Genomic DNA, 14,847 nt, shown 5'->3' with positions numbered 1-14,847 from the left:
AAAAAGCAAGAAAGGATAGAGATGAACAAAGAAGAAAGACGAGCCGCAGCCCGAATGCGCCGGGAGCGGTTCAGGAAGGGAAAATTCTACGGGATATTATACGAAAAAGGTGTACTCTATTTTGTTCTGTCCTTCCTCATCCCTTTTGTCATACTATGGTATGCATTCGGGAGCTATGGGATACACCCCTTCGGAGAAAGACAGATACTGGTAGTTGACCTGTGGCATCAGTATTACCCATTTTTCCGTGTAGTGCGCGAAAAGCTGCTGAACGGCGGTTCGTTCCTGTACTCGTGGGAAAACGGACTTGGTACGAATTTCCTTTCTCTTATATCGTATTATGCAGCAAGTCCGCTGAACTGGCTGTCGGTATTCTTTGATGACGACCATGTACGCGACGCAATGACATTTATTCTCTCCGCCAAGATAGGCTTCGCAGGAGCATTTTTCAGCTCGTTCCTGAGATACACCTACAAGCGCAGGGATTTCTCAATATGTATGTTCTCGGTGATGTATGCCCTTTGCAGCTATACAATGGGCTATTACTGGAACGTAATGTGGTTCGACACAGTGGCGCTTTTTCCGCTGGTAATGCTTGGTATAGTAGCACTGTGCCGCGAGGGAAAGTGGAAGCTCTTTACCATAGCTCTTATGCTTTCACTGGTGGCTAACTACTATATCGGATATTTCACCTGTATTTTCTCTGTATTTATGTTTGCTTCGGCGAGCATAATAGAGTGCAGAGGCATAAAGGACTGGTTCAGAAAGCTGTTCCTGATGATACGCTCGTCGGTCATCGGAGTCGGTCTTGGCGGCTTTATGCTGCTGCCTGCATATTATGGCTTGAAGCTCACCTACAGCGCCAATAACACTATGCCGAGAGATATATCCTTTTATGAGGACTGGAGAAAGATATTCGCACATCTTCTCTCATATGACGCTCCCACAAAGGTGGACGGACTTCCGAACTTTGCCTGCGGTATGCTGGCAGTGCTCCTGTTTGGAGTATTCCTGTTCTCCTTCGGCATAAAGATAAGGGAAAAGGTTTCTTCACTGCTTATGCTGGCGCTTATTGCCGTGAGCTGCAATATGAATATCCTCAACTTTATCTGGCACGGCTTCCATTTCACCAATCAGATACCCTACCGATTCGCCTTTATATTCAGCTTTGTACTGGCGGCGGCGGCTTTCAGAGCCTACGACATCATACTTTCGAGGGGCATAAAGATATATCAGCTCGTGCTGATGGTCATAGCTCCTGCGGCGGTAGTGGTGCTCAATTACTATGCGGCAGGCAAGAAATTCGAGTTTGAGGGTGCACTGAGAAGCTCTGTTATCATAACGGGAGCATTCTGGCTCATATTTATAGCAGCGAAGATATTCCCGTTCAAGACGCTGAAAATGCGCAATGCCACGATGACTCTGGCACTTGCGGCGGCATTGTTCAGCGAATTTGTAAGCAATGCGCAGATAGGCGTAAAAACTGTCGATAATACAGGATATTTCGATTACCCCACAAGATATGAGGAGGTCGAGGAGCTTCTTGACTGTACGAGGAAAACGGACAAGTCACTGTTTTACCGTACCGAGATGTCACAGACCTATACCCTCAATGACAGCGCACTCTACGGATACCGCGGTCTGTCACAGTTCTCGTCGTCGGCTAATGTTTCTGTTACTACCATGTGCAAGCGCTTCGGGCTATATGCCTCAGAGGCAGGCAACAGGTACTACTACAGAACGTCAACTCCTGTGGTAAATTCTCTTTTGGGAATAAAATACATCATCAAAAAGGACGGCGAGCTCAATTCCGAGGATTGGGTGCTGGAGAAGATACAGACTGCGGATACCACCAATCTCTATGAGAACCGCTATCCGCTGTCACTGGGATTCATGGTTGACGAGAAGATACTTCTTATGGAGGATAACGGCTGCGCCAATCCCTTTGAATATCAGAATGAGCTTATCCGACGTGCCTCAGGTGTTGATGAAAAGCTTTTCGTAGCACAGCCCGTTGCTCTTGCAGAGTACGACGGACTTGATGTCACCAAAAACGGCTATGGCAATTATACCTTCCAGAATGAGACAGACCAGCCTACAGGCAGCGCTACCTATACCTATGACTGCATCGACGGAAGCTATCTTTACGGCTATGCAAACGGTACGGGAGGCACCTGCGACTCACTTGAGATAAAGTGCGGCAGCGCACTCATAGACTCAGGAAAGCTCATTGAAAGCTACCCAATAGTCTTCCCCATGGGAAACGGACAGGGCGGCGAAAGCTCAACAGTTAAGATAATCTCGAACGAGAAGCATAAGTCAGGCAATTTCAAGATAATGGTTTATGCCCTTAATAAGGATACCTTTGAAAAAGCCTACTGTGCTCTCGCAGATGAACAGCTCCGCATAAAGCGCTTCAGAGATACCGATATACTGGGCTCTGTTGAGGCAAAGCGCGACGGGATAATGTTCCTGTCGATACCCTATGAAAAGGGCTGGAGCGTATATATCGACGGCAAAAAGGCAGAGACCTTCAAGCTTTTGCAGGCTGTGCTGGGAGTTAAAGTCCCCGCAGGCAGGCACGATATCGAATTGAAGTATACTCCCGAGGGCTTCCCTCTGGGTGTTACTATATCTTTCCTCAGCCTTGTGCTGTTCGTATTCTGTATCATCTGTGAACGCAGACGCAGGATACGCCGACAGGCGCTGGCAGCAGAGGCTGCGGCGGCTAAGGCAGCAGCTCAGAAGGAGGAAAATCCCTACAGGCAGGGAGCTGCTATCTATGACCAGCTTGGTATCCCCGATCCTATGGACTATATCGGACGGGTGGAGGATTCCGAGGTCGTGCTCTATGACGGCAGCAAAACGGCTGAAAAGGAGGCGGATAATGCGCAATCTGAAAGTGATGATAGCCTACAGAGGCACTAAGTACCACGGATTTCAGCGGCAGAGCAATGCCGTGACCGTGCAGGAAACTCTCGAAGCCAAGCTTTCAAAGGTGCTGAATGAGCCTGTGACCATAACAGGCTGCTCGCGGACGGATACGGGAGTCCACGCCAATATGTTCTGCTTTAATGTAAAAACCACCAGCAGGATAAGCTGTCTCGGCTTTTGCAGGGGCGTAAACGGCGAGCTTCCCGACGATATATCCATTCTCAGCTGTGAGGACGTACCTCTTGATTTTCATGCGCGGTTCGACTGTAAGGGAAAGGAGTATGTCTATAAGATACATTGCAGCGAGTCGAAAAATCCCTTTGCAGCAGACCTTATGCTGCACTACAGGAGAAAATTCGATATAGAGGCTGCACGGAGAGCTTCACAATACTTTGTGGGAACACATGATTTCTCCTCGTTTTGTGCCGACTGCACAAATGTTTCAACTACTGTAAGGACGATTTATTCCTTCAGAATAGAAAATAGTGGAGATTCTGTGATAATGCTTGTAAAAGGCAACGGTTTTTTGTATAATATGATTAGGATAATGGCAGGCACTCTTTTAGATGTCAGCGAGAAGCGTATAGCTCCCGATGATATACCTGCTATCCTTGAAGCAAGAGACCGCCTGAAAGCAGGCAGGACCGCAATGGCTCACGGGCTGTACCTGAACCGCGTGTTCTACAGCGAGGAGGAGCTTCTGAAAGACATATAAATACGGAACAAGGATAAGGAGGTGCCCAGCGTGCCTAAAATGTACGACGCCGACGACATCGTCGATCAGAAGAATCGGAAAAGGCGGCGGAAAAGGCTGAGACAGTTTTTTACGATACTGCTGGTTGCAGCGCTTGGAACGGGGCTTTATTTTACCCGCGACAAGTGGTATAATAAGTTAAGGGGAATAGGTGAACAGTACAGGACTATTGTAAACACAGGCCAGCTGGCAGAGGGAAATTTCCCTATAGAGGTCAGCGGCGGCGGTGATTATCAGCTTGTCTCATCAGGCAAGAAGATGATCGTGCTTAGCGATACATACACCTACTTTTATGATACTGACGGAAATCTATTGAAGCGGCGTCAGCATACTTACACCAACACGGTGCTTCGTGCAGCAGGCGGAAAGGCTCTGCTGTATGAACAGGGCGGAAATGAATTCAGCGTTGAGGACGAGGAACAGATCCTCTACACTAAGACATTCGCCGACAAGCAGATCCTGTTTGTGAGGATCAGCGACGAAGGCTTTACAGCGGTAGTGACCACTTCAGAGAACTACAGCTGTGAGCTGGAGGTATATGACAAAAGGGGAAATGGCATATACAAAAGACAGTGTATCGAAAAGGTCAGCGACCTTAGCTTCATAAACGGAAGCAAAGGCTGCGTGCTGAGCTATATCTCGGCTGAAAACGGTCAGCTCGTTACAAATGTTCAGGAAATTGGCTTCACCGAAAAAGGAGAGCATTGGACCTCTCCCGGTTTAAATACTGTTGGTCTTGATGTTTACGGCTTTGGCAGCGGAGCTTTCGTATTCGGCGCAGATGCCTGCGGATATGTTGACAAAAGCGGTCAGATAAGCTCGTTCTACTCATATGACGGCGAGCTTGTTGCAGGCTCAAGCGAAAACGGAAACTCAGCAGTTATCATAAACAACGAGGACAGAAGAAAGTATGTTATGGCATTATTCACGGGGTGTGATTCAGAACCTCTTATCGTAGAGCTCAGCGAGCCCTCGGTAGATGTTGCCATATACGAGGACCTTGCTTATGTAATGTGTCAGGGCAATATCAAAGCCTATGACTTTAACGGCGGACTCCGCTCTATTGCGGAGGTAAGCGATTCCTACACAGGTTTTGTACGTAATGAAGATCATATTTTCCTGAAGGGCTATAATAAAATAGACCGTATAGACTATGAAAGCTGACCTTTCACTGTGAATTTTAATTCTCGAAGGGAGGCAGCGCCGTCCTCTTGACAGGCGCAAATAGTATGGGTGTACAATTCTGGTGGTTTTACGATGTTATCGCAGTTGCTGTGATACTCGTCAGCATTTTCCTTTCAGTTCGTAAGGGACTTATCAAAACAATAGCTGCTCTGACAGGTTTTGTTCTGTCTGCGGTCATTGCCTTTTCAGCAGGCGCTCCTATTGCAGAACTTATGTATGAGCAGTCAGCAAAAAGCAGCAATATCAAAAAATTCGATCTGACTCTGGAAAGCCTTGATTTTGTCAGTGATCTCGGCAATTACCTTGAAACTCTCGGATATAATATCAGAATAGACAACAATGAGCTGAGACAGGCTTTTTATGATGAAGATGATCGCGAAAAGAAAATATATAAATACATCAATAATATAAACGGCAAGAAGGTCGATGAAGAAAGCATCTTTATCAATAAGCTCCACGAAGGCTATGCTGTTGTTATCAGCAATTACATCTCAAAGAGAATGAATGCATATTCTGCTGAATATGCCGCAGAGGAAGTCAGGGATCACCCTGAAATGGCGTATGAGTTTTCGGAACTTCTTGACGATCCTGATACAAAGCGTCCTGCGGCGAAGTATCTGACAGATAATTTCCTCAAAAAGCCGTATATTACACAGACTAAGCTTTTAGCAATGGTCATCATTTTTGCATTAGGAGCTATCATAACTATTGCCATAAGCGTTTATGCAGGGCGCAAGAACGGTCCTATGGGCGGATTTGTAGAGGGAGCTATAAGCGGTATTCTCGGTATCGCAATAAGCGTTACTATCATAGTATTCATAGCATTGATGATACGCTTGTATGTAGTGATGGGAAGCAACAAGATGTTGTTCTTCAATCACGAGGCTATAGAAAATACTTATGTTTTCAAGTATTTCTATGAGTTTATATCAGGGCTTTGATAAGCCCTGAACGATCTGCCTGGGGGGTGGATCATCATTGAATAATTTACAGGAGGAACTGCCTGATGATAATGTGCAGTAAATGCAAAAAAAGACCTGCGGTGGTGTTCATCACCTCTGTTCAGGGAAATGAGAAGAAAAACGAGGGACTCTGCCTCTCTTGCGCAAGAGAGCAGAATATCCCTCAGATAAAGGAATACATGGATAAGCTGGGTATAACCGATGAGGAGCTGGATCAGCTCTCAGACCAGATGATGGGTATGCTTGACGGTGACAGCTTTGAGATGGGCGGTTCGGGCGTACTTCCTGATTTTATCACGAATATGTTTGGGGGGAATGACGGAGACAGCTCAAATGACGAAATAAGCAAGGGCGGATTTGATCCGAGGAATTTATTCGGCAGTCCGCGCGGAAGCTCCAATGAGGAGAGACCATCTGACAGCAAGGATAAAAAGAGCGGTTTTTTCGGAAGAAATAAGGATAAAAAGCGCAAAGAGCTTAAATTTCTGGGAAGCTACTGTACCAATCTCTCACAGAAGGCGGCTGACGGAAAGCTTGACGCTATCATCGGCAGAGATGACGAGATAGCAAGAGTCATACAGATACTCTCAAGACGTACCAAAAACAATCCCTGCCTTATCGGTGAACCCGGTGTTGGTAAGACTGCTATCGCAGAGGGCATAGCTCTGCGCATAAACGAGGGCGATGTGCCCTTCAATCTTGCGGATAAGAAAATATACCTTCTCGACCTTACCGCTCTCGTTGCAGGAACTCAGTTCCGCGGACAGTTCGAGAGCCGTGTAAAGGGACTCGTTGATGAGGTAAAACGTGAGGGCAATATCATACTCTTTATCGACGAGGTGCATAATCTCGTTGGCGCAGGAGACTCAGAGGGCTCAATGAACGCCGCAAATATCCTCAAGCCTGCCCTTTCAAGAGGCGAGGTGCAGGTAATAGGCGCTACTACTTTCGGCGAGTACCGCAAGTATATCGAAAAGGATTCAGCTCTTGAGCGCCGTTTTCAGCCTGTTACCGTAAACGAGCCGACTATTGAGGATACAGTAAACGTCCTCATCGGCATAAAGAAGTACTATGAGGAATTCCACAGAGTCCATATCTCCGATTATCTTGTAAGGACCTGTGCGGTACTCTCAGAGAGATACATCACAGACCGATTCCTGCCCGATAAGGCTATCGACCTGCTGGACGAGAGCTGTGCATACGCTTCTATACGATCACCCGAAATAGGCGAGTATGAGAAGCTGAAAAAGGAGATATCGCTAATGGAGGATATGGAGAAGTCCATATCCGAGGAAGACGAAATAGATTATCAGGCTCTTGCTGAGGTAAAGAGCAAGCTTATTCACGCACGTGAGAAAGAGAATGAGCTGAAAGAAGCGGCTGACAGCGTAAACGTTGAGGAATCCGATGTTACTAAGGTCATTGAGCGCTGGACTGGTATCCCTGCAAGCAAGATAGCCGAGAACGAGTTCCTGAAAATAGCAAGACTTGAGGAATCGCTCAAAAAGCGCGTTATCGGTCAGGACGAGGCTGTAAATGTGCTCACTAAGGCTATAAAGCGTACAAGAGTACAGCTCAGCAAGCGCCGCAGACCTGCTTCGTTCATATTTGTAGGACCTACAGGCGTGGGAAAGACAGAGCTGGTAAAGGTGCTTTCGGAGGAGCTTTTTGATTCACCCGATCCGCTTATCAGACTTGATATGACCGAGTATATGGAGAAGCACTCCGTTGCGCGTATGATAGGCTCGCCTCCGGGCTATGTAGGCTATGAGGAGGCTGGACAGCTCACCGAAAAGGTGCGCCGCAAGCCTTACTCTGTAATACTTTTTGATGAAATAGAAAAGGCTCACCCCGATGTTATGAATATCCTTATGCAGATACTTGACGAGGGCAAGGTGGACGATGCTCACGGCAGAGCCGTAAACTTCGCAAATACCATAATCTGTATGACCTCAAATGCAGGTTCTACAGACAAGAGCATAGGTGTGGGCTTCAACCGCACTGCAAACGAGGTGACTAAGGATAAGGCTATGAAGGGACTGCGTGATTTCCTGCGTCCCGAGTTCATAAGCCGTATCGACGAGATAGTAGTATTCAAAGACCTCACTAAGGAGGATTACGCTAAGATAGCTGCCCTGAATCTTGACGAGATGAAGGAGCCTCTTGCAGAGAAGGATATTACCCTCAGCTATTCAGACGCAGCTCTGGAGCTGATTGCTGAGAAGTCCTTCGGAAAGCCCTACGGTGCAAGAGATATACGCCGTGTTATCCGTCAGGAGATAGAGGATAAGGTAGCTGACATCATCATCGAAAGAGCTTCCGAGATAGGAAAGATAGAGATATCTGCCAGAGACGGCGAGCTTGTCGTTAAGGGCAGAAAGGAGAAATCCAAAAATGAAGCATAAATTTGCTGCGGCTGTTATGGCGGCTGTTATGACTGCCGCAGGTCTTACAGGCTGTATGGAGAAAAAGCAGCCTGCCTCATCAAAAAAGAGCACAGAAACTGCTGTAACTAACTCGGCAGCAGAGAATGATACAATGCCAAAGGGCGAGTTCGTTTCAGAGAGTCTGGAACTGGTAAAGCTGAAATATGCGGACGTCCCGGACCTTGAAAGCGGTCCTGAGCTGAGTATAAGCGATACCGATGCTAAACCCGGCGAGATAGCTAAGGTAACTGTGTCGGTAAAGGGCGCCGCAGACAAGTGGAGTATGTGCGGTATCCATGTGACCTACCCCGAGGAGCTGGAATGTCAGATAACCGATGAGAAGCAGTATAACGCCAAGTATGAGCTTGGCAGCGCTGTTTACGGCAATTCAGGCTTTGTGGCTATGGACTGGCGCGAGAACCTCATGGAGGAGCTTGTGAGAGAGCACCAGCGCGCATTCTTCTTCACGACCATGTTCATGGATTCTCACGGAAAAGACGGCGATATAGCTACGTTCTTCCTGAAGATACCCGAGGACGCTCAGGTAGGTACGGTGTACAATTTAGGCTTTTTCTATACGGATTCGGATATGTTCCGTGATCTTGAGGGCAACCTTGCATTTGAGAAATACGCTTTTACTCATATGAAAGGCGGTACTATTACAGTAAGATGACGATATAAGGAGCTGCGGAGCTTGCCGCAGCTCCATTTTACACAGGAAAGGGAAAACACGATGAATAAAAAAGAAACAGCAGAAATAAAAAAGAATTTTTCGGATAAAAGCGGATTTTTCATAATGGAGCGCGTTCTCACAGCTTTTATCGACGCGGATAAGAACCTTCGCTGCCACAATGTGAGCTCATGCCTCACCATGCCTGTCGAGGAGCACGATGTATACGACGAGACACTGAAAAAGGTCCTCAATACCAATGTGGGCAAGGCTTTTGTGGAGTATGAGTTCCCAAACGAGGCTTATGACGAGGGACAGCCCCAGAATATCCTCTATACTCTGCTTACCTCTGAGCTGAAGGACGACGCTGCCTGCGAGGACTTTCTCAACCATATCGCTAATAATATCGCGTATACAGGTCCTTTTGCAGTTATCACAGCTTATTGTACATATACTATCCGCAAAAAGGATAAGAATGACGAGTTTGCAGAGGATGACGACGAGATATACCGCTATATCCTTACAGCTATCTGTCCTGTTAATACAAGCAAGGACGGTTTTGTATTCGACAGTGTGGACAATGAGATAACAAAGAAGGTCAATACCGAGCTCATTATCAGCAAGGCACCCTCAGACGGCTTCCTGTATCCTGTTTTCAGCAACAGGAGCTCTGATGTAAATCACGTTATGTACTACACCAAGAATATAAAATCGCCTAATGTATCCGTTGTAGAGAACGTTCTCGGCTGTACCTTTGTTATGTCGGCAGAGAGCGAAAAGAACAGCTTCCAGAGCATACTCAAAAACGTTGTGGGCGATGACCTTGACTATATGCTCATCAAGACCGTAAACGAAAAGATACAGGAGGTCGTGGAGGACAACAAGGAGGACACCGACAGAGTCGTTATCGACAACGCAAGGCTGAAGGATATTCTCGTTGACGTAGGACTTCCCGAGGAGCGTGTGAGCATGGTAGAGCCTGTATACGAAAAGGTCTGCGGCAATGCACCTCTTACGGCGGCTAATCTTGTCGAGACAAAGACCGTCCTCACGTCGCCGGGTATAACCGTGAATATCAAGCCCTCGGCGGCTGATAAGGTTCGCACCAGTGTTGTTGAGGGCAGAAGATGCCTGCTTATCGACATTGACGATCCCACTATCGAGATAAACGGACTGCCTGTTACGCTTTAATGCGCAAACACATAGGCGGTCAATGACCGCCTTTTCTGCTTACTAACGGGCGCACATTGTGCGCCCCTACAGCTAACGGCTAAAAAAACTCCCTCACATACGTGAGGGAGTTTTTTCAGTGATTCTCCTTGATAGCGGTCTTTGCCTTGGCTACGATAGTCCTGTCGTTTTCATATGACAGGATATTGACTGCATAGGATATATCAACCCAGCGTATTTCGGCTATCTCGCCTGCCTGTGGGGTAAAATCCACGTTTTTCGCCTTTGCAAGAAAATATACGACAACCTTTACGGTGTCTTTTTTCGGTGAATAGGTCACAGTTTCTCTGAATGTCGGATCAATTATAACGTCAATAGACGTTTCTTCCATTATCTCACGACGAGCAGTTTCAACCTCGGTCTCGCCCTTTTCAACGTGTCCCTTAGGGAAGGACCAGTGACCGCTGTTGATATGCTTTATCAGCAGAATTTCCGTATTGCCGTGGTATTTCCTGTAGACAATCGCGCCGCATGATTTCTCGTGAAGCATATATTATCCTTTCTTGCCCCATATTTTGGGCAGAATAAAAGCAAGCGAAGCGCTGCTTTTTGTATTGTTGTTACTATTATATCATATTTTTTATAATAAAGCAACTCTACAGAAGGATTTTTTGCAATTTTTATTAATTATGCACAATAGGACTGCTTTTTGCAAAAGTGGCGTTTCGGAGATGCCCTCAGGTATCAGATTCAAGTTCGGTGATAAATAATGTATCCTCAATAACCGCCGTAAGGCGGTCATTGCCCTTAACTTTGTTCAGAGGGCGCAAATCCTTTTATATCAAGCTAATTTTGCCCTGTCGGGCAATACGAAGTGCAAGAAAAGTTTTCAGTTGTTGAGCAGACATTAAATAAAAATGCAGGAATACCTGTACTTGCCTGTGAATATATATTACACAAAGCAAAACTTCAAGGAGGTCGACCTTATGGAATTAAAACTCAACAGAGAGACCGTTCCTGCTGCGGAAACTATATACGACGGCGTACAGGAGCAGGCTCTCGAACTGGATTACATTCTTCCCGATTACTGCCCCGATATATTCCGTCTTATACGCTGTGACACAACTCCCGTTATCACCGACTGGTCAATAAGCGGCGACAGGCTCACCTATGAGCTCATGTGCGATATACATATACTCTACTGCGGCGAGGATGGCTCGGCGGTGCAGTCCATTGACCAGCGCAGAAGCTTCACCCGGACAGCGGAGCTTGGCAGGGCGGCAGATTCTGCTGAGGTAAGACTAATACCCAAGACCGGTCATGTGAACTGCCGAGCTGTGAATAAGCGCAGACTTGACCTGCGTGGAGCAGTTTCCGTGAAGATAAGCGTGACGGGACAGCAGGAGCAGGAGGTCATATCCGACGCTTTCGGCATGAATATCCAGCTGAAAAAGACTCCCGTAAAGTTTGCTGCTCAGAGGATAAATGCCGTGAAAAATGTCCGTATCGAGGAGGAAATGGAGCTTTCGCCTGCACAGCCTGATATATCAAGCGTTCTGAGCTGCCGCTGTCAGGCAGGAGACTGTGATATAAAGCTGATCTCAGGTAAGCTCTTTGCAAAGGGCGAGGTACAGGCTGAGCTGCTTTATTCGGGGAGCGAGGGGACTGTGGAAAACATGAGCTTTTCTCTCGGTTACAGCCAGATAATCGATGCCGAGGGCATAGATGACAGCTTTGAGTGTTCGGTTATGCCCGAGGTGATTAGCTGTAATGTGACCGCGGCTTCGGACAGCGGCGGAAACAACAGGATACTGCGCTGCGAGACTGAGATACGTCTCGGCTGTCGGGCTGTGAAAACAGCAACGGCAATGATAGCTGAGGACGCTTTTTCAACAGTGTACCCCTGCAATGTTGAAATGTCAGAGATAAAAGCCGAGCAGATACCCTCGGTATACGATGAGAGCTTTCGGCACAGTGCAAAGCTTGCTGAGGGAGAAGCTGTACCGCAGACTATCTATGCTATGTGGAGCGAGCCAAAGAACATCAATACCCGTATCGGCGATGACGGGCGGTCAGTGGTCATCAGCGGTATGCTGTCCTATTCTATGGCGGCTAAGGACGGCGCAGGAATGATAGTAATGCCAGACCGTGACGAGGCATTTGAGGAGACCATTGCCCTTCCCGAGGATATAAGCGGAGCTCATGTGGCTGCTGAGGTCAGCGTAAAGGAGACTGCCTATGACATCTCTGCGGAGGGCGTTCTCAGCGCAATAGCAGACATTTCAGCGAAGCTGTCGGTGTACAGCTCGGACTCTATAAGAGCTGTGACAAATATCGTTATCGACGACTCTGCCAAAAAGGAGCGTGACGGCGATTACGCAATAAAGCTGTATTTCGGTATTGAAAACGAGAATGTCTGGGATATTGCGAAGCGCTACAGCACCAGTGTTGAGGCTGTCATGGAGGAAAACGAACTAAGCGGCGAGCGCCTTGAAAACGGCGGAATGCTGCTTATCCCTATAGTATCTTAAAGATTAGAGCTAAGAATTAAGAACTAAGAGCTAAGAATTATAGAATTAGAACTAAGAAATATCAGTTTACATATCTTAGTTCTTAGATCTTAGGTCTTAGTTCTGATAAAAAAGGAGTAATTTATGACTAAAGATATATACAGTAATATTGCCGAACGCACAGGCGGCGATATATACATAGGCGTGGTGGGACCTGTGCGCACGGGTAAATCCACCTTTATCAAGCGGTTTATGGAGTCACTTGTGATACCAAATATCGCCAGCGAGTTCAAGCGTGAGAGGGCTCTTGATGAGCTGCCCCAGTCAGCCGCAGGCAAGACTATTATGACTACAGAGCCAAAATTTATCCCCGAGGAGGCAGTCAGCATAGACTTAGGCGACGGAGCAGGCTTCAATGTGCGGCTCATAGACTGCGTGGGGTATATCGTCCCAAGCTCTCTGGGCTATATCGAAAACGAGCAGCCCCGAATGGTGATGACCTCGTGGTTTGACGAGGAGATTCCCTTCAATATGGCGGCTGAGATAGGTACGCAGAAGGTCATCACGGAGCACTCCACCATAGGGCTGGTAATTACTACAGACGGCACAGTTACTGACATTCCCCGTGAGGAGTATGCCGAATGTGAGGAACGTGTTATCCGTGAGCTTAGGGAGCTGGGCAAGCCCTTTGTGGTCATACTCAACACAGTTTATCCTGATTCTCCCGAGGCAAAGGCGCTGGCAGAGCAGCTCACGGAGCGCTATGATGCAAAGGTGATACCTGTGAACTGCCTTGACCTTAATGAGGAGGATATACGCAGTATAATGCGCGAGATACTCTTTTCTTTCCCTATAAAGGAGATAAATATCCGCACGGCGCGGTGGATAAATACCCTCGACAAGGGGCACTGGCTGAAAAGCGAGATACTGGACTGTATACGCAGTGCCGCAAAGGATATACGCCTTGTACGCGAGGCTGAAGATGCTGCGGTGGCAATGGGGGAGTGTCCCAACGTGGTCAAGGCGGAAATAACCTCCATAGACCTCGGCAAAGGCTCGGTAACTATTACTGCCGAGCTGGACAACAGCCTGTTTTACAAGATACTGGGTGAGACTACGGGCATTGAGATAGAGAGCGAAAGTGATCTTATGCCCCTGCTGTCGGAGCTCAACGACATTCGCCGCAAGTATAAGCGCATAGAGCCTGCCCTTGCAGAAGTTGAGGCGACGGGCTATGGTATCGTAATGCCCGAGCTTGAGGAAATGTCCCTTGAGGAGCCGAAAATTATCCGTCAGGGCGGCAAATACGGAGTAAAGCTCAAAGCCTCTGCGCCGTCTATACACCTGATGAAAGCCAATATCAATACCACTATCAGTCCCATTGTGGGTACAGAGCGGCAGTCCGAGGAGCTTGTGATGTATCTGCTGGACGGCTTTGACGATGATCCCAAGAAGATATGGGAGAGTAATATCTTCGGGAAATCTCTCCACGAGCTGGTCAACGAGGGGCTTCACAGCAAGCTGTTCAAGATGCCTGTGGACGCGCGTATGAAGCTTCAGGAGACGCTGGAGCGTGTCATAAACGAGGGTTGTTCGGGACTTATCTGCTTTATACTATGAAAAAAGGAGACCTTTGGTCTCCTTTTTTCAGCCGTTAGCTTGTAGGGGAGCCCGCCCACGGGCTCCCGAGAGTTATGATGAAATTACGTTGTCCCATTGTAGGGGACGGCATCCTCGACGTCCCGTTGGTGCAAATGAAACATTGTAGGGGCACCCTTTGGGCGTCCGCGAGTGTTGCTAATACTATGCATTATAAACGAAAATCGGCTGAACCATAAGGCTCAGCCGACTTTCCCTTTAGGAATTTTCGATTTTTATCATGACTTCATCTTCAATTTTTGCAGGCATTAACGCATAGATAAGATTTCCAATGCCGCAAGTCCACCATACAGTCAAAAGAGCAACTTTAGCATGATCTTTCTTCTTTTCTTTTACGACTAAAGCATTATTTTCGCCCTGCGACTGTATCTTGTACCCCTGTGTTACGTAGTCGTCGACTAACTGCTCTAATTCTTTTTTAGTTGAGCATCTTCTTATTCTGTTTGCCATATTCATATCCTCCTTAATGGTGGTTTTACATATTTTGCACCTATTTAGGTGCAATTTTATTATAACATATGGATATAATAAAATCAACAGTTTTGCACTTATTTTAGTGCAGAAATTTAACTGGAGG

The 14,847-nt window shown here is 47.2% G+C and carries 11 protein-coding genes; 9 read left to right on the top strand and 2 right to left on the bottom strand.

Annotated features, from left to right (window positions below):
• Positions 1-21 precede the first annotated feature (21 nt).
• The 7 genes from K5677_RS10880 to K5677_RS10850 all read left to right on the top strand — a co-directional run bounded on the left by K5677_RS10880 (position 22) and on the right by K5677_RS10850 (position 10,122).
• Positions 22-2,928, top strand: a complete 2,907-nt coding sequence (locus K5677_RS10880; RefSeq protein WP_296727861.1) for a YfhO family protein — start codon at positions 22-24, stop codon at positions 2,926-2,928.
• Positions 2,888-3,649 (top strand): tRNA pseudouridine(38-40) synthase TruA, encoded by a 762-nt coding sequence (truA, locus tag K5677_RS10875; RefSeq protein ID WP_296727858.1) that lies wholly within the window; start codon positions 2,888-2,890, stop codon positions 3,647-3,649. The genes K5677_RS10880 and truA overlap by 41 nt, the downstream gene beginning before the upstream one ends.
• A gap of 39 nt (positions 3,650-3,688) precedes the next feature.
• The gene (locus tag K5677_RS10870; protein WP_296728029.1) at positions 3,689-4,852 is read left to right on the top strand and encodes a DUF5711 family protein; all 1,164 of its coding nucleotides are present in this window, start codon (positions 3,689-3,691) and stop codon (positions 4,850-4,852) included.
• Between the two features lie 65 nt (positions 4,853-4,917).
• Positions 4,918-5,814, top strand: coding sequence for a CvpA family protein (locus tag K5677_RS10865; protein ID WP_296727855.1), 897 nt, complete (start codon positions 4,918-4,920; stop codon positions 5,812-5,814).
• A gap of 65 nt (positions 5,815-5,879) precedes the next feature.
• Entirely contained in the window at positions 5,880-8,240 is a 2,361-nt protein-coding gene (locus K5677_RS10860; protein ID WP_296727852.1) for an ATP-dependent Clp protease ATP-binding subunit, read from the top strand.
• Entirely contained in the window at positions 8,230-8,934 is a 705-nt protein-coding gene (locus K5677_RS10855) for a cohesin domain-containing protein (protein ID WP_296727850.1), read from the top strand. Before K5677_RS10860 ends, K5677_RS10855 begins: the two co-directional genes overlap by 11 nt.
• A gap of 60 nt (positions 8,935-8,994) precedes the next feature.
• Positions 8,995-10,122 carry a DUF4317 domain-containing protein gene (locus K5677_RS10850; RefSeq protein WP_296727847.1) on the top strand — a complete coding sequence of 376 codons (1,128 nt, stop codon included), beginning with the start codon at positions 8,995-8,997 and terminating at the stop codon, positions 10,120-10,122.
• 115 nt (positions 10,123-10,237) lie between these two features.
• Here K5677_RS10850 and K5677_RS10845 read toward each other — a convergent pair whose 3' ends face one another.
• Positions 10,238-10,651: an NUDIX domain-containing protein gene (locus K5677_RS10845; protein WP_296727845.1), complete on the bottom strand. Its 414-nt coding sequence runs from the start codon at positions 10,649-10,651 to the stop codon at positions 10,238-10,240.
• A 436-nt stretch (positions 10,652-11,087) separates the two neighbouring features.
• Between K5677_RS10845 and K5677_RS10840 the strand changes: the two genes are divergently transcribed.
• Positions 11,088-12,632, top strand: coding sequence for an SPOCS domain-containing protein (locus tag K5677_RS10840; RefSeq protein ID WP_296727842.1), 1,545 nt, complete (start codon positions 11,088-11,090; stop codon positions 12,630-12,632).
• 123 nt (positions 12,633-12,755) lie between these two features.
• A complete protein-coding gene (spoIVA, locus tag K5677_RS10835; RefSeq protein WP_296727839.1) occupies positions 12,756-14,231 on the top strand; it encodes a stage IV sporulation protein A in 1,476 nt (491 codons plus the stop codon).
• Positions 14,232-14,468: 237 nt separating this feature from the next.
• Here spoIVA and K5677_RS10830 read toward each other — a convergent pair whose 3' ends face one another.
• Complete coding sequence (locus K5677_RS10830) at positions 14,469-14,720, bottom strand: hypothetical protein (RefSeq protein ID WP_296727836.1); 252 nt, start codon at positions 14,718-14,720, stop codon at positions 14,469-14,471.
• Between the last annotated feature and the right edge of the window lie 127 nt (positions 14,721-14,847).

The organism is Ruminococcus sp., assembly GCF_024684275.1.
This window is presented reverse-complemented; position numbering and strand designations above follow the sequence as displayed.